Annotated in this window: 8 protein-coding genes; 4 read left to right on the forward strand and 4 right to left on the reverse strand. The window is 75.6% G+C overall.

Features of this window, described 5'->3' with window-relative positions:
- Positions 1 to 55 precede the first annotated feature (55 nt).
- The 3 genes from ACFWYM_RS36540 to ACFWYM_RS36550 all read right to left on the reverse strand — a co-directional run bounded on the left by ACFWYM_RS36540 (position 56) and on the right by ACFWYM_RS36550 (position 4,251).
- Positions 56 to 874 (reverse strand): thioesterase II family protein, encoded by an 819-nt coding sequence (locus tag ACFWYM_RS36540; protein ID WP_384847101.1) that lies wholly within the window; start codon positions 872 to 874, stop codon positions 56 to 58.
- A complete protein-coding gene (locus ACFWYM_RS36545; protein ID WP_384847103.1) occupies positions 871 to 2,877 on the reverse strand; it encodes an amino acid adenylation domain-containing protein in 2,007 nt (668 codons plus the stop codon). Before ACFWYM_RS36545 ends, ACFWYM_RS36540 begins: the two co-directional genes overlap by 4 nt.
- Positions 2,878 to 2,979: 102 nt before the next feature.
- Positions 2,980 to 4,251 carry an MFS transporter gene (locus tag ACFWYM_RS36550; protein WP_384847105.1) on the reverse strand — a complete coding sequence of 424 codons (1,272 nt, stop codon included), beginning with the start codon at positions 4,249 to 4,251 and terminating at the stop codon, positions 2,980 to 2,982.
- A 122-nt stretch (positions 4,252 to 4,373) separates the two neighbouring features.
- On the opposite strand from ACFWYM_RS36550, the gene ACFWYM_RS36555 reads away from it, so the two are divergent.
- A complete protein-coding gene (locus ACFWYM_RS36555; RefSeq protein WP_384847107.1) occupies positions 4,374 to 6,452 on the forward strand; it encodes an alpha/beta hydrolase family protein in 2,079 nt (692 codons plus the stop codon).
- 38 nt (positions 6,453 to 6,490) lie between these two features.
- On the opposite strand, the gene ACFWYM_RS36560 is transcribed toward ACFWYM_RS36555, so the two are convergent.
- Positions 6,491 to 9,541: a type I polyketide synthase gene (locus tag ACFWYM_RS36560; protein ID WP_384847109.1), complete on the reverse strand. Its 3,051-nt coding sequence runs from the start codon at positions 9,539 to 9,541 to the stop codon at positions 6,491 to 6,493.
- A gap of 143 nt (positions 9,542 to 9,684) precedes the next feature.
- Here ACFWYM_RS36560 and ACFWYM_RS36565 point away from each other — a divergent pair, with 143 nt between their 5' ends.
- From ACFWYM_RS36565 to ACFWYM_RS36575, 3 genes are all read left to right on the forward strand, one after another.
- Entirely contained in the window at positions 9,685 to 13,083 is a 3,399-nt protein-coding gene (locus ACFWYM_RS36565) for an amino acid adenylation domain-containing protein (RefSeq protein WP_384847111.1), read from the forward strand.
- A gap of 78 nt (positions 13,084 to 13,161) precedes the next feature.
- Complete coding sequence (locus tag ACFWYM_RS36570; RefSeq protein ID WP_384847113.1) at positions 13,162 to 14,358, forward strand: cytochrome P450; 1,197 nt, start codon at positions 13,162 to 13,164, stop codon at positions 14,356 to 14,358.
- Between the two features lie 32 nt (positions 14,359 to 14,390).
- Positions 14,391 to 16,034 (forward strand): Rid family hydrolase, encoded by a 1,644-nt coding sequence (locus ACFWYM_RS36575; protein ID WP_384847115.1) that lies wholly within the window; start codon positions 14,391 to 14,393, stop codon positions 16,032 to 16,034.
- Positions 16,035 to 16,046: the final 12 nt, after the last annotated feature.

Here is a 16,046-nt window from a genome sequence, read left to right on the forward strand (position 1 = left end):
CCCGGGACCCGTCCTGTCTTGTGTGTTGTCCTGCCTGCGGGCGGCCGCGAACCGGTCACAGGCCCCGCAGCAGCTCGAAGGGCGGCCTCGGCACCAGGTAGAAGTGGTCGCCGCGGACGCGCTGTTCGCGGTGCGGTCCGGTGGTCAGAGTGGACCAGGGGCGGCAGTCGGCGTCGGCGTCCGCGTCGCCGACGACCGTGGTCACCGGGCAGCGCAGGGCCGGGTCGTCCGGGAGCGGGGTGTAGCCGTGGAACAGGGCGCCGTCCGCACGTACGTAGGGCAGGACCAGCGCCTGGAACTCGGGGTCCGCGGCGAGCTCGGGGTCGGTCCCGCCGAGGGCCAGGAGGCGGGCGACGACGGCGGCGTCGTCGTCCGGGGCAGTGTCGTCCGGGGCAGTGTCGTCGTCCGCGAGCGCGTCGGCGCCGTCCGTCGGGTAGGGGGCGTCGCGGGAGCCGGAGGCGACGAGGTGGGCCGGGCGGATGCCGCGGCTCTCCAGGTGGCGGGCCGTCTCCAGGGCCACGGCCGCGCCCATGCTGTGCCCGAACAGCAGCAGGGGCCGGTCGGCCAGCGGCTCGACGGCGTCAGCGATGTCCCCGGCGAGGACCCGCAGGTCCGTGGCGGGCGGTTCCGCGATCCGCTCGGCCCGGCCCGGGTAGCGCACGGCGTGCACCTCGGTGCCGGGCAACTGCCGTCCCCAGTCCCGGTAGAACGCGGCGGACCCGCCGGCGTGCGGGAAGCAGACGAGCCGCCGGTCCGGGTCGGCCAGCGGGGTGGGGCAGTGCAGCCAGCGGGCCTGCGGGGTGCGCGGCGGTCCGGACGGCAGGGGCGCGGCGGGGGCGGCGCCCCGTCGGGTGGCGAGGTCGGCAGAGGTCATGCTCCGGGCTCCTGTTCCGTGCGCCGGCGGCGGGCCCGCAGGGCGCGGGCGCGGCGAGCCGCCTCGCGGCGGGTGTCCGCGTCGGTGTCGTGGGCCGCGGCGCCGCCGCTCTCGATGAGGGCCGCCTGCGCGGCGACCGTGGTGTGCCGGAAGAGGTCGACGATCGAGGGCCGCTGCCCGGTGTGCCGCTCCAGCGCCTCCTGTACCTGGAACATGGCGAGTGAATGGCCGCCCAGGTCGAAGAAGTTCATGTCCGCCGGTACGTCCGTGAGCCCCAGGACCTCGGCCCAGGCCGCCGCGACGGAGGTGGCGGTGACGGAGGTGGCCGTGCCCTGGTGAGGTGCGGTCGCGGCGGCGGCCGCCGGGGCGGGGTGGGGATGCTCGGCGCGGGCGCGCAGAGCGGACCGGTCGGCCTTGCCGTTGACGGTCCGCGGCAGATCGTCGAGGACCGTGATCCGGGCCGGGACCATGACGGCCGGCAGCAGGCGCCTGAGCTGTTCGCGCAGGTCCTCGGGGGCCGGTCCGGCGGGTGCGACGACGAAGCCGGTGAGCACGGTGCCTGCCTGGTCGGGTACGACGACGGCCTCGCGCACGCCGGGCAGGGTGCCCAACGCGGCCTCCACCCCGGCGAGTTCGATGCGGTGGCCGCGGATCTTGACCCGGTGGTCGCGGCGGCCCAGGAAGGCGAGGGTGCCGTCGTCGTTCCAGCGGGCGAGGTCGCCCGTGCGGTACATGCGGGCGCCCGGCTCCTCGGCGAAGGGGTCGTCGAGGAAGGACCGGGCCGTGGCGAGCGGGTCGCCGGTGTAGCCGTGGCTCACCCCGGCGCCGCCGACGAACAGTTCACCCTCGACGCCGGGGGGTACGAGGCGCTGCCGCTCGTCGAGGACGTAGAGCCGGGCACCGGGCACCGGGCCGCCGATGGAGACCGGTCCGGGCGCGTCGTAGCGACGGTAGCTCGCCCAGACCGTCGTCTCGGTGGGGCCGTACTCGTTGACGAGGCTCACCCGGCCGGTGTGCAGCGCGAAGTGACGTCGTATCAGCTCGGTGGGCAGGGCGTCCCCCGCGGTGATCACGGTGTCGAGGGAGCGCAGCCGCTCGGCGCCGAGGCGCTCGGCCGCGTCGAGGAGGACCGTGTACAGCGCGGGGACACAGAGCAGGTGGGTGACGTGGTGGCGCTCGACGAGCGCGACGAGGAGTTCGGGGTCGCGGACCTCGTCGGCCGTGGCGACGACCAGGTGTCCGCCGGCGGTGAGTGTGCCCCACAGGCCGGCGACCGAGGAGTCGAAGGAGAGCGGCGAGACAAGCAGGAAGACCGGTGCCCCCGGGTAGACGGTGCGCCGGGCGAGGGTGGACGCGGCGAGCTGGCGGTGGCCGACCTCGACACCCTTCGGTTCGCCCGTGCTGCCGGAGGTGTAGATCAGATACGCCGGGTCGTCCTCGTCGGCGACGACCGCGGGCGAGAGCGGGGCGGGGGCACGGTCGGCCTCCTCGTCGCCCTCGTCGGCGTCGTCCGTCGCGCCCGGCCGCTCCTCGGCGTCCGCGCGTACGACGGGCAGCCGCAGTGCGGCGTGCCGGTCCGCGGTGGCGGTGGTGGTGACCACGGCGGCGGCGTGCGCGTCGGTCAGCACGGTGGCGACGTGCCGGTCGGGGTGGCCCGGGTCCACCGGGACGTAGGCGGCGCCGGACTTCAGCACGCCGAGCACCGCGGCGACCATCGCGGTGGAGGGCTGCGCGAGGACGCCGACGCGGCTGCCCCGGCCCACGCCCACGGCGGTGAGGCGGGCCGCGATCCGGCCGGCCCAGGCGTCGAGGGCCCGGTAGCTGATGGCGCCGTCGCCGCAACTGACCGCGGGGGCGCCGGGGTTGAGTCGGGCCATGCGGGCGGTGAGCTCGTGCACCGGCTCCGCGCGCGGCAGCGGCGCGCCACGGCCGAAGGCGCGCGCCCGGTCCGCCGCGTCGTGCCGCCGGTCGGGCCGGGTGCCGGCTTCGAGTGATGTCGTCATCGGGAACTCCTCTGCTGGGCGTGAAGTCGTGGAGGTGGGGGCGGCGTCGGGCCGGGTGGGGGGAGGCGAGGCGCGCGTCGTGTCGCCGGTGCGGGCGGGCGGTCAGCCGGCGGGCTCCGCTCTGCTCGCCCGGCGTGCGGAGAGCTGCAGCAGGCCGGTGGTCACCAGCGTGATCACGGCGAGCGTCGTCCAGTACAGGCGGCCGTCGCCCCGGTCGTGGAGCGCGACGAACAGGGCCCCGCCCGAGAGCGCGCCGAGCGCCTCACCGAGGGACCAGCACACCTGCCGCAGGTTGAGGGCCTCGAGGGCGGATCCGATGGGCAGTCCGGCGTACGCGGTGCTGCTCATGGGTCCGAACACCATCTCGGCCACGGAGAACACGAGCACGGCGAGGACCGCGCCGAGCACCGGTGCGACGCCCAGGCCGAGCGTCAGCATGGAGAGGCCGAAGAGCAGGTTGGCGCAGCCGAGCACGGCGAAGGGGGTGGCGCCGGATCTCATCAGGCGGCTGACCACGGCCGTGACGCCGGTCTGCAGGACGACGATCCAGAACGCGGGGCCCGCGACCAGGAAGGAGCGCAGTGCGGCCGAGTCGAACTCCGTGCCGACGTAGAAGGCGAAGGCCGAGTAGAACTGGGCGTATCCGAACGTGCCGACGATGCTGACGACGACGGTGCGCCGCATGCTCGGCACCGTGGCGATCCGGCGCAGCACCCGCCTGCTGACCGGCCACTTCCCGGAGGTCGCCGGGGGCCTGACGCCGCGCGGCAGGCCGGGCAGCATGACGAGCGCGGCGGCCGCGTAGCACACGGCGACCACGCCGATGAGCGCCTGTGGATCGTCGGGCGAGTAGAGCGCGTTGGCGAGGAACGGGCCGAGCGCGGCGGCCGCGTTGACGGCCACCTGAAGCAGGGAGAAGATCCGGTTGCGCCCGATGTCGTCGCGCACGGCCTCGGCGATGAGCACGCGCGAGTACAGGAAGTGGGCGCTCACGCCGAAGCCCGCGAGCACGAGCAGCGCGCACAGCAGCCAGTCGGTGCGGGCGTACGGCAGGAGTCCGAAGGCGACGGCGGAGAGCAGCACGGCACCCGCCATGCCCGGCGCGTACGTGAGGCGCTGGAGCCAGCGGGCCACGAGCGTGGCGGACAGGCCCGCCGACGCGGTGTAGCAGAAGAGGCCGATGCCGACGATCGCGGTGCCGCCGCCCGGGGAGCGGGCGGCGAGCAGCAGGCCGAGCACCGGAATGATGCTGTAGAGGCCGAGGCTGCCGAAGAGCGTCTCCAGGGCAAGTGCCGTGCGCAGCCGCCCCGTTGACGGCGGCGGTGCGGGGGCCCTGGCGGCTTGCCCCGCAGCCTCCGGTGTGGACTGAGTCATCTGGCGAGCCCCTCCTCCGATACACCGCGGCCACCTCGGCATGTACGAGGAAACATATTGCCAGTGCTGGCACAAGATTGGCAATCTATGTGCCTGACGTTCCCTGTACAAGGAGGCAGACCGTGCAGACAGCGCCCTACGGAAGCTGGACCTCACCCCTCACCGCGCACGTCGTGGCGGCCGGTGAGGCACTCGTCGAGTGGGTCGGACTCGTCGGCGACCAGGTGTGGTGGACCGAGACCAGACCCGCCGAGGGCGGACGCAGCGCCCTGGTCGCGCACGCACCCGACGGGACGGTGTCCGAGGTTCTCGGCGCCGGGTGGAACGTGCGCTCCCGGGTCATCGAGTACGGCGGCCGGCCCTGGCTCGCCCTCGGCCGGGGCCCCGCCGACGGCTTCGTCTTCACGCACTGGGACGACCAGCGGGTGTACCGGTCGGCGCCGGGCGCGGAGCCGGTGCCGCTGAGTCCGCGGCCCGAACTGCCCGGCGGGGCCCGGCACTGCGACTTCGCCCGGGTCGGGGACGAGGTCTGGTGTCTGCGCGAGACCGCGGCCGACGCGGCGAGCACCGTCGTGCGCCGGGAACTGGTCGCGCTGCCGCTCGACGGCGCGGCGGCCGACGACCCGGCGGCGGTGCGGGTGCTGGCGGCGAGCCACCATCTGATGACCGGGCCGAAGGTGTCGCCGGACGGGCTGCGGGTCGCCTGGATCGGCTGGGACCACCCGCACATGCCCTGGGACACCACGGAGCTGATGTGCGCCGACGTGCTGCCGGAGGGGACGCTCGGCCCTGCCCGGCGGGCGGCGGGCGGCCCCGGGATCTCCGTCGGCCAGGTGGAATGGGCCCCGGACAGGCCCGGAACGCTGTACGTGCTGAGCGACCCGGACGGCTGGTGGAACCTCCACGAGATCGGCCCGGACGGGGCGGTACGGGCCCTGTGCCCGCGCGCCGAGGAGTTCGGGGAGCCGCTGTGGCGCATCGGCGCCCGCTGGTTCCTGCCCCTGGACGACGGCCGGTTGTGCGTGGTGCACGGGACGGCCGACCGCCGCCTCGCCGTCCTGGGGCGCGACGGCTCGCTCGTCGACGTACCGGCGCCGCACACGGAGTGGGCGGCGCTCGCGACGGACGGCCGCCGGGTCGCGGGGACCGCCGCGGGGCCGCGTCAGCGCACCCAGGTGATCCTCGTCGACCTGGACGGGACGGAGCTGGGCGGGACGGACCCGGACGGGACGGCGGACAGGGCCGCGGACAGGGCGGGGCGGGCCCGGCTCACCGTGGTGCGCGGCGCGCACGGCGACGACGGGGCGCCCGGACACTCCGACCGCTCTGACCACTCCGACCACGCGGACCACTCCGACCACGCGGACTGGCTGCCGCACGGACGCCACGAGGTGTTCGAGGGCGCGGACGGGCAGCAGGTCCACGCCTTCGTGTATCCGCCGCGCAACCCCGAGTTCGCCGCGCCCCAGGGCGAGTTGCCGCCCTACCTGGTGCAGGTGCACGGCGGCCCCACCACCCGCAGCCGGCTGGTGGTGAACCACGAGATCGCCTACTTCACCAGCAGGGGCATCGGCGTCGTCGACGTCCAGTACGGCGGCTCCACCGGCTTCGGCCGGCCCTACCGGGAGCGGCTGCGCGGCGGTTGGGGCGTCGTCGACGTGCAGGACTGCGCCGCCGTCGCCCGGGGCCTGGTGGCACGCGGGCAGGCCGACCCGGGGCGCATCGGCATCCGCGGCGGCAGCGCGGGCGGCTGGACGGCGGCGGCGTCCCTGGCGGCCGAGCCCGGCCTGTACCGCGTGGCGGGCATCTACTACCCGCTGCTCGACCCCGAGGAGTGGCGCGAGCGCGGCACGCACGACTTCGAGTCCCGGTATCTGGAAAGCCTGTTGGGGCCCTGGCCGCAGGCCGCGGAGCACTATGCGCGGGTGTCGCCGCTGCGGCGGGCCGACCGCGTACGGGCCCCCTTCGTCATCATGCAGGGCCTGGACGACGCGGTCTGCCCGCCGGTCCAGGCGGAGCGGTTCCTCGACCGGCTGCGCGGCGGCTCCGTGCCGCACGCCTTCCTCACCTTCGCGGGCGAGGGGCACGGGTTCCGCAGGGCGGAGACCGTGGTGGCGTGTCTGCAGGCCGAACTCTCCGCGTACGGGGAGGTGTTCGGCTTCGAGCCGCCCGGCGTGCCGCGCCTGGAGCTGTCCGCCTGAGCGGGGCGCGGGGCGGGGTGGCGCGGGGCGGGGCGGGCTCAGCGCGCCCCGGCCCGCTCCCGCTCCTGTCCCTGTCCCTGCTCCATGAGGTCGCGCACCAGGCCGGTCTGTACGGCCAGGGTGCTGCCGGTCATCAGGGACCTGATCGGGACCCTGACGCCCAGTTCGCGGCCGAGGTTCCGGGCCAGGTGGGTGACCAGGAGGGAGTCGCCGCCCAGGTCGAAGAAGTCGGCGTCCGCGCCGAGGCCGTCGTGGCCGAGCAGCTCCGACCAGAGCCGGGCGAGGACCGCGGCGGCATCCGGCTGCGGGGCGGAAGCGGGAGCGGGATCCGGGGCGGGAACGGCATCCGGGACGGGGGCGGCATCCAGGGCGGCGTCTTCTGCGCGTACGGCGGGTGGGGCCTCCCCGGCCGCACGGTCCCGGTCCGCCCCATGGGGCTCTGCCAGGGGCAGTTCGGCCTCCGGCGCGATCCACCGCGGCCCCGCGAAGGGATAGTGCGGCAGGTGCACACGGCGCCCGGCGGTGCCGCACAGGGCGCGCGGGGACAGCGGCTGGCCCCGGGTCCAGAGCGTGCCGAGGGCCAGCAGGACCTCCTCCGCCGGGCGGTCGCCGCGCGCGGGGTGGAGCGGGACGGCGTCGAGGCCCGCCGTCTGGGCGAGGGCGGACAGGACACGGCCCGGCCCCGCCTCCACGACCAGCGCGCCGGGGAACTGTTCGGCGAGCGTCTCCAGGGCGTCGGCGAACCGCACCGTGCGCCGAGCCTGTTCGACGAAGAGCCCGGGCCTGAGCTGCGTGCCCGCCGGCACCAGGCGCCCGGTGACGTTCGTGGCGAACGGCACCGTCGGCGCGTGCACCGTGATGTCCGCCAGCTCCTCGGCCAGTCGCGGCAGCGCGGGGTCGACGAGCGCGGTGTGGAAGGCACGGCCGGTGGCGAGGCGGCGGGTGCGGACCCGGCCCCCGAGGCGCTCGGTGAACTCCGCCACCGCCTCGGCCGGGCCCGCCACCACGCAGCCGTCGGCGGAGTTCACGGCGGCCAGCTCCAGGCCGAGCCCGGAGACGGCGAGCAGCTCGCGCGCCCGGGTCTCGGTGCAGCCGAGGGCGAGCATGGCGCCCTCGGGGCAGCGCTGCATCGCCTGCCCGCGGGCGGTCACCAGGCGGGCGGCGTCGGCGAGTTCGAAGACCCCGGCGAGGGTGGCGGCGGTGATCTCGCCGAGGCTGTGCCCGGCCAGCGCCACCGGGGTCACGCCGAGCCCGGCCAGCGCGGTGGCGGCCGCGTACTCGACGGCGAACAGGGCGGGCTGCGCCAGCTCGGTCGCCCGCAGTTCCGGCGCGGGGAAGTCCGGGTCGGTCAGCGCCCCGCGCAGCCGTGCCGCGAGGCGCGGCGCGAAGGCGGCGAGGCAGGTGTCGAGGGCGTCGGAGAAGCCGGGCAGGGCCTCGGCGAGCGGCAGCGCCATCCCCGGGTACTGCTCGCCCTGCCCGGGAAAGACGAACACGGCGGGCGCGGGCCCCTGTACGGACAGGCCGCCCCGCTCCACGCCCGCTCCCTGCGCCAGGCGCCGGGCCACCTCGGCGCTGGTGCGGCCGGTGACCGCGAGCCGCGCGGGCAGCTCGGCCCGCCCCGTGGCGAGCGTCGTGGCGACGTCCGCCAACGCGGGCCCCTGCCCGTCGAGATGGGCGCCGAGGCGGGCGGCGGTGCGGTCCAGGGCCGCCTCGTCCGCGGCGGAGGCGAGGACCAGGCGGGCGCCGCTCTCCCGCGCCGTGGCCGGGCGGGTCCCGGCCGGCGGCTGCTCGACGACGACGTGGACGTTGGTGCCGCCGATCCCGAAGGCGCTGACGCCCGCCCGGCGCGGCTCGGGCCCGCTCCACGGGCCGGCCTCGGCGGGCACGTACAGCGGTGAACCCTCGTGCTCCAAAAGGGGGTTGAGTCCGGTGAAGGAGGCGACGGGGGGCACCGTTCCCTCCCGTACGACCAGGAGGGCCTTGATCAGGGCGGCGAGTCCGGCGGCGTTGTCGAGGTGGCCGACGTTGGCCTTCAGGGCGCCCACGGCGACCTGTCCCGGCCGGGCGCCCAGGGCGCCGAGCGCGGCAGCGGCCGCGGACCATTCGATGGGGTCGCCGATGCGGGTGCCGGTGCCGTGCGTCTCCAGGTAGCCGACCGTGTCGCCGGGGACGTCCGCCGCGTGCAGGGCCGCGCGGATCACGGCCTCCTGGCCGTCGACGGACGGGGCGTAGTAACCCGCCTTCGTCGCACCGTCGTTGTTGATCGCCGTGCCGAGGACGACGCCGTAGGGGTCGCAGCCGTCGGCGGTCGCATCGTCCAGGCGGCGCAGCACCACCGCGGCGACCCCGGCGCCGGCCACGACGCCGTCGGCGTGTTCGTCGAAGGGGCGGCACCGGCCCGTCGGCGAGTGGATGCCGCCCGGCACGGCGAGGTGCCCGGCCTGCGGGTAGGGGATACCGGCGGCGACGACCAGGGCCTGGTCGCAGTCGCCGTTCAGCAGGGCCTGGACGGCCAGGTGCACGGCGACGAGGGAGGAGGAGCAGGCGGTCTGCACGGCCATGGCGGGGCCGGTCAGCCCGAGCCGGTACGAGATCTGGCTGGCCATGAAGTCCGGTTCGGTGCCGTGCACCGCGTCCTCCAGGGTCATCGGGTCGAGCCTGCCGCTCGCCACCATGGCCCGCAGATAGCCGCTCCCGGCGGCGCTGGCGAAGACCGCGGTGGTGGGCGTCGTGCCCTGCGCGGTGCCGGGCGCGGACCCGGCGTCCTCCAGCGCCGCCCAGGCGGCCTCCAGCATCAGCCGGTGCTGCGGGTCCATCATCTCCGCCTCGCGCGGGGTGACGCGGAACAGGGCGTTGTCGAAGCGGTCGAAGCCCTCGAGGTGGCCATGGACGGGCACGAAGTCGGCGTCGTCCAGGAGGGTTCGGGGCACGCCGCGGGCCGCCAGGTCCGCCCGCTCGTACCGGGTGGTGAGGACCCGGCCCTCGGTCAGGGCCGTCCACCACCGGCCGAGGTCGTAGGAGCCGTCGCCGCCGGGGAAGCGGCCGGACAGGCCGGTGACGGCGATGTCCAGCGAACGGTCACGGGCCATGGGATCACCTTCGGTCGGGGGCCTGTCCGGTGCGCCGGGCGCAGCGGGTCCTGACCCCGAAGAGGTTGCCAGTTCTGGCAATGTAATGGCAAGCTCTTGTCTGCAATGGCAAGGAAGCGTGGGCCGAGAGGAGAGGAACCACCGTGCAGCCGAACGTCACGCCCGGGCCGCGCACCGCGGCGGACGGAGCCTGGACCGCGGGAGAGCCGTGCACCGCACCCTCGGAAGGGCTGCACGAGACGCTCTCCCGGACGGCCCGCAGGCGCCCGGCCGCCGTCGCCCTGATCGAGGGTGAACGCACCACCACGTACGGGGAGTTGGACAGCACCGCCGACGCCTGGGCCGCGCGGCTCGCGGCCCTCGGCGCGGGCCCCGGCCGCCTCGTCCCCGTGCTGCTGCCGCGCGGCACGGACCTGGTCGTGGCGCTGCTCGCGGTGCTCAAGACCGGAGCCGCGTACGCGCTCCTCGACCCGTCCTGGCCCGAGCGCCGCCTCGCCGACGTCCGGGCCGACCTCGACCCCCCGCTGCTGATCGCCGCGAACGCCGACACATCCGACACATCCGACACATCCGACGCGCCGCAACTGCCGCTGGGCGGGGCGCCGTTGCCGGTGTTCGTGCCTCCCCGCACGCCGGTCGCCGCGCCGTCCGGGTTCCGGCCCGTGGCCGTCGACGGCTCCGCACCGGCCTGCGTCTTCTTCACCTCGGGCACCACCGGCCGCCCCAAAGGAGTGCTCACCCCGCACCGCGCCACCGCCCGCCTCTTCCCCCGGGGCACAGGCGGATTCGCCGAGTTCACCGCCGAGACGGTCATGCCGCTCGCGGCCCCCCTGCCGTGGGACGCGTTCAGCCTCGAGCTGTGGTCGGTGCTCCTGAACGGCGGCACCTCGCTGATCCAGACGGAGCCCTACCTCTCCCCCGCCGCGCTGCGCACCGGGGTGAGTCGGCACGGCATGGACACCGTCTGGCTCACCAGCAGCCTGTTCAACATGATCGTGGACGAGGACCCGGGCGCCTTCCGCGGCCTGCGCCAGGTGCTGATCGGCGGTGAGCGGCTCTCCGTGGCGCATGTGCGCCGCTTCCTCGGCCGCCACCCGGACATCATGCTCCTCAACGGCTACGGCCCGGTCGAGTCGACCGTGTTCACCACCACCCACCGCGTCACGGCGGCCGACTGCGCGCGGCCCGGCGGCATCCCCCTCGGCCACCCCGTCCCCGGCACCCGGGTGCACGTCCTGGAGCCGGGCGGCACCCGGCCGTGCGGCGTGGGCGAGACGGGCGAACTCTGCGTGGCGGGCGAGGGGTTGGCGCTCGGCTACCTCGGCGCGAGCGCCCTGACGGACGAGAAGTTCACCCTGGTCCCGGCCGGTGCGGCGGGCACACCGGAGCGCGTGTACCGCACCGGCGACCTGGTCGAGTGGGACGCGGACGGGCTGCTGCACTTCCGGGGGCGGGCCGACCGCCAGGTGAAGATCCGCGGGCACCGCGTCGAGCCCGCCGAGGTGGAACGCCAGGTCGAGGAGGTGCTCCCGCGGGTGCGCTCCTGCCGGGTGCTGGCCCGCCCCGACGCTTCCGGCACGGAGCAGGAACTCGTGGCGTTCTGCCGCCCGTCGCGGCCGGGCGACCCGCTGGCCGACGCCCTCGGCGTCCTGCGGGCGGCGCTGGTCGCCTACCAGCGGCCCGCCCTCGTGGTGAGCGTCGACGACTTCCCCGTGACCGCGCAGGGGAAGCTGGACGAGCGGGCGCTGCTCGCCCGGGCGGCGGGCGCGGGCCGGACGTCGTCGTCTTCCGGCGCCGCTGATTCGGGTGCTGCCGGTACGGGGGCTGCCGCTGCCGATACGGGTGCTGCCGCCCGGACGGGTGAGGACGGCCCTGCGGACGGTGGTGGCCCTGCGAACGGTGGCGGCCTCGCAGACAGTGGCGGCCGGACGAACCGTGGCGGCCTCGCGGTCGGCCCTGAAGTCCGGGCCGTGGCCGACGCGTTCGCGGCCGTGCTCGGGCACCCCTCCGTCCCGCTCGACGTGCCCTTCGCCGAGCTCGGCGGCACCTCGCTCGGCGCCGGCCGGGTGTGCGCCCGCCTCGCGGCCCGGCTCGGGCGGCCCGTGCCGGTCTCGCGCCTCTACCGGCATCCCACCGCCGTCGCGCTCGCCGACTGGCTGCGCACCGTCGAGGCCGAAGAGGCCGGGGCGGAGCCGCAGCCCGTGGCGCCCGGGCCCGCGGAGCCGACGCCGCTGACGCCCCTGCAGACCGTCTATCTGACCCGGCAGCTCGTCGCCCCCGCCGACCGGACCGCGCACTGCCTGGTCACCTGGGTGATCGACGGGCCCCTCGACCGGGCCGCCCTGCGCACGGCGGTGCGCGCCGTGCACGAGCGGCACGAGGCGCTGCGCGCCGCCTACGTCCCGGACCCCAGGCCGTCCGCCGTCCCGGTGGACCTGCCCGCTCCCGGGCTCGAGGTGCTGCCCGGCGCGCCGTCCGTCGACGCGGCGGTGCGGGCGCTGCGCGCCGAACTGACCGATGAGCTCGACCTGTTGCTCGGCGAGGTGTGGCGCACGGCGCTGGTGCCGGTGGGCGCGGGAGACACGGCGGTGTTCGGCTGCGTGGTGCACCACATCGCCTTCGACGGCTGTTCGGAGTCGGTGCTCGCCCACGACCTGGCCACGGCCTACGCGGCCGCCGCCGGCGCCGCCGCGCCGGTGCCCCCGGCCGGTCCGCCGCCGGGCCTGGCCGCGCAGCACGCGGAGCGGGTGCGGCGGCTGCGGCTGACCGAGGCCGACGCCGCGCACGACGCGTACGTCGCCGAGCTGACCGGCGTACCGGAGCTGCGCTGGCCGCTGCCGCCGGGTGAACCGGTGTCCGTGGCGGACCAGTTGGAGATCAAGGTGCCGCCGTCCGCCGTGGCCGGGGTCGACGGGCTGGCCGGGGCGGCGGGCGTCACCCGCTTCGCGGCGCTGCTCGCCCTGTGGGGCGCGGGCCTCGCGGAGGTGACAGGGCAGCGGGACTTCGCGGTCGGCGTGCCCGTGTCCCAGCGCGACGGGGCCGGGCTCGGGCAGGTCGTCGGCTGCCACATCGGCATGCTCTGTCTGCGGCTGCGCGAGGCCGCTCTGGCGGGCGGGGCGGCCGGAGCCGCGGCGGCCGGTCGCGTCACGGAACGCGCCTTCCAGGCACAGGACCTGCCGCTGACGGACCTCCTCACCCTGGTGGACCCGCCCCGCACCGGCCGCCATCCGGTGTACCAGACGCTGTTCGCGCTGCAGGACAACCCGGCGCCGGAGCTGGACCTGCCGGGCCTGCGCACCCGGTTCGTGCGCCAGCCCTACGCGCAGCTGCCGCTCGAACTGCACACCGAGTGCTGGCCGCAGAGCGACGGCGGGCTCCGCGTCGAGTTCGCCTTCCGTGCCGAGGCCGTGCCGGAGGCCGCCGTCCGGGAGCTCGCCGAGCGGTTCACGGACCGGCTGCGGGCGCTGGCGGGCGACTGCCCGGGCGGCGCCCTCGCCGCGGCGGGCAGGGGGCGGCAGACGGCGGTCACGGCCGGCGGCTGAGCCCGCCCTTCGCCCACCCGGTCACGGCCGCTCCCCCGGGCCGCGTTCCCCTGTTCCTCCACCCCGAAGGGCAGCCTCATGGCGGCAACGATCACCTCACCCCCCGTCTCCGCACTCGTCGACCCCGATCTGCACGCCGACGGCGATCCGCATGAACTCTGGCGCTGGATGCGGGAGTTCACGCCCGTGCACCGGCACGAGGCCGGGGAGCTGCCCGCGTTCTGGTCGCTGACCCGGTACGAGGACATCCGCGCCGTCTACCGCGACCCGGCGACGTACAGCTCCGCGCGCGGCGTGCTGCTGCGCCCGGCCCGGCTCGGCGACGACCCCGGCGGCGGCCTGACGCTCGCGCTGTCCGACCCGCCGCGCCACAAGGAGCTGCGCGCGCTGATGGCGGACTGGTTCACGACCCGTTCGGTGCGCGCCCTCGAGCAGACCGTCCGGGACGCGACCCGCAGGGTGCTCGCGCGGGCCGTCGAGCGCGGCACCTGCGACGTCGTGCAGGACATCGCGGGGCCCCTGTCGCTCTCCGTCATCTGCGGCATCATCGGCGTCCCGCAGCCGGATCACGAGGCCGTGTACGAGTGGTGCGAGGACGCCTTCGCCACGCATACCTCGCTGGCCGCGCACCCGCAGCTCATGGAGTACTTCATGGAGCTGCTCTACGCGCGCATGGCGGAGCCCGCCGACGACCTGCTCAGCTCGCTGGTCAACGGGACCGTGCACGGGGAGCTGCTGCCCGAGCACGAGATCCTGCTCAACTGCGAGAACCTCATCGGCGCCACCGAGAACGGCCGTCTCGCCCTGGTCGGCGGCCTGCTCGCCTTCCTGCAACATCCGGACCAGTGGCGGCAGTTGGACCGGGACCGGGCGCTGTTGCCGGGCGCCGTGGAGGAGATCCTGCGCTGGACGTCCAGCGCGACGCACAGCATGCGCACCGCCACCCGGCCGCACACGCTGCGCGGCCGGCGGATCGAGGAGGGCGAGCGGGTGGTGCTCTGGCTGCCCTCGGCCAACCGGGACGAGGACGTCTTCGACGACCCGTACCGCTTCGACATCGCCCGCCGCCCCAACCGGCACATCGCGCTCGCCTCCGGCGAGCACTTCTGCATCGGCAGCACGCTGGCCCGCGCCGAGCTGCGCATCCTGCTCACGGAGCTGCTCGACTCCGGCTGCTCCGTCGAGCAGGCCGGTCCGGTCACCCGGGTGCGGTCGATCGCCGTGAACGGCCCCGCCACGCTGCCCGTACGCCTGACGCCGCGCACCACCCCCTGAGACGAAGCAGACCCGCAGACAGGAGACTCGCCATGGCACGACGGAACGTGCTGCTGATCGGCTGGCGGCCCGAGGCCATCGCGGCCCTGGCCCGCCACGGCGCCGAAGTGACCTGCGTCCTCGCCACGCGGGACGACACCGCGCAGCGGCCCCTGCTGCTCGACGACGCCCATACGGTGCTCGTCCAGGACCCGACGAGCGCCGAGGAGACCCTGGCGGGGCTCGAGCGGTGCGGTCTGTCCGTGACCGACTTCGACGTCGTGTGCAGCCAGCACGAGTACACCCTGGTCAACTCCTCGGTGATCGGCGGCTCCCGCAGCTGCACCACCCCGCGGGCCGCCCTGGCGCTGCGCGACAAGGATCTGCAGAAGCGCCGGATACGCGACGCGGGTCTGCCGGCCGCCGCCGCGCGCACGATCGTCCACACCGACCAGCTGCGCGAGGTGCCGCACACCCGCGGGGTGATCAAACCGCTCGCGGACTCCGGCACCCGGGGCGTGCTGTCCTGGCGGAACGCGGCCGAACGCGCCGCCGTGGCCGACCTGTTGGAGAGCGCGGGCGCCCAGGGGCCGTGTCTGACCGAGGAGTGGGTGGACGGCGCGGAGCTGCACATCGACGGCGTCGTGCGCGACGGGCAGGTCCTGTTCGTCTCGGTGGGGCGGTACCTGCAGAACGTCCTGTCGATCAGGGACGGCGGGATCGTGGCCACCGTCATGGAGCACCCCCGCCACCGCGCCGGACTCTACGAGCGGGCGCACGCGTTCGCCGAACGGGCCATGAAGGCGCTCGAGCACCACGACGGCGTGTTCCACATGGAGGTGTTCGAGCAGCCGGACCGGCTCGTCTTCGGCGAGTGCGGGGGCCGCATCCCCGGCGGCTCGTTCGACGAGATGATCCGCCGTCAGCACGGTGTGGACCTGCACGACGAATGGGCCCGGTCGGTCCTGGGCCTGGCGCCCGCCGTGGCGCCGGAGCCGGACGAGCGGTGGTTCGGCGACGTCTTCCTGGCCACGGACGCCGGCCGGCTGCGGGACTTCCCCGACGAGGCGGAGGTGGCCGAGCGGGACGGCGTCGAGCACGTCGCGCTCACCGCCCGTGTGGGCGCCCTGGCCGCCGAGGCGAGCGAGGTGTCCAACAAGCACGCGGGCACGGCCGTCGTGGCGGGCCGGGACGCGGAGCAGACCGCGCAGCGGATCCAGGAGCTCGCGAGCTGGTTCGCGGCCCGCACCGTGGTGGCGGCCGCCCGGCGGCAGTCGGCGCCGGACCCCGTCGCACCCGACGCCCTCACCCATATCTCCGCCCCGGCCGGAGTCGCCCCCAGCGACGGCTACACGCACGTCGTGACCGGCCCCGGGCGCGTGGCCGCCGTGGCCGGTCAGATGCCGTTCGACGAGAAGGGCGCGTTCGTCGGCACCGGCGACCCCGCCGCGCAGGCCCGGCAGGTCTTCAGGAACATGCGCGGCTGCCTGGCCGCCGCGGGGCTCACCTTCGACGACGTCATCAAGCTCACGTACTACGTCACCGACATCGCACACGTGCCGCACATCCTGGCGGTACGCGACGAGTTCGTCTCCACCGAGCGTCCCCCGGCGAGCACCGTGGTCCAGGTGGTGGCGCTCTACCGCCCCGATCTGCTCCTGGAGGTCGACGCGCTCGCGCTCGTGCCCGAGGCGTGAGGAGCACCCATT

The organism is Streptomyces sp. NPDC059009 (assembly GCF_042740175.1).
Taxonomy (GTDB): domain Bacteria; phylum Actinomycetota; class Actinomycetes; order Streptomycetales; family Streptomycetaceae; genus Streptomyces.

What these genes read in the sequence shown, in the direction of transcription:
- ACFWYM_RS36570 (WP_384847113.1), top strand. Translation starts at nt 13,162, where the DNA reads ATGGCGGCAACGATCACCTCACCCCCCGTCTCCGCACTCGTCGACCCC.
- ACFWYM_RS36560 (WP_384847109.1), bottom strand. Translation starts at nt 9,541, where the DNA reads ATGGCCCGTGACCGTTCGCTGGACATCGCCGTCACCGGCCTGTCCGGC.
- ACFWYM_RS36575 (WP_384847115.1), top strand. Translation starts at nt 14,391, where the DNA reads ATGGCACGACGGAACGTGCTGCTGATCGGCTGGCGGCCCGAGGCCATC.
- ACFWYM_RS36545 (WP_384847103.1), bottom strand. Translation starts at nt 2,877, where the DNA reads ATGACGACATCACTCGAAGCCGGCACCCGGCCCGACCGGCGGCACGAC.
- ACFWYM_RS36550 (WP_384847105.1), bottom strand. Translation starts at nt 4,251, where the DNA reads ATGACTCAGTCCACACCGGAGGCTGCGGGGCAAGCCGCCAGGGCCCCC.
- ACFWYM_RS36540 (WP_384847101.1), bottom strand. Translation starts at nt 874, where the DNA reads ATGACCTCTGCCGACCTCGCCACCCGACGGGGCGCCGCCCCCGCCGCG.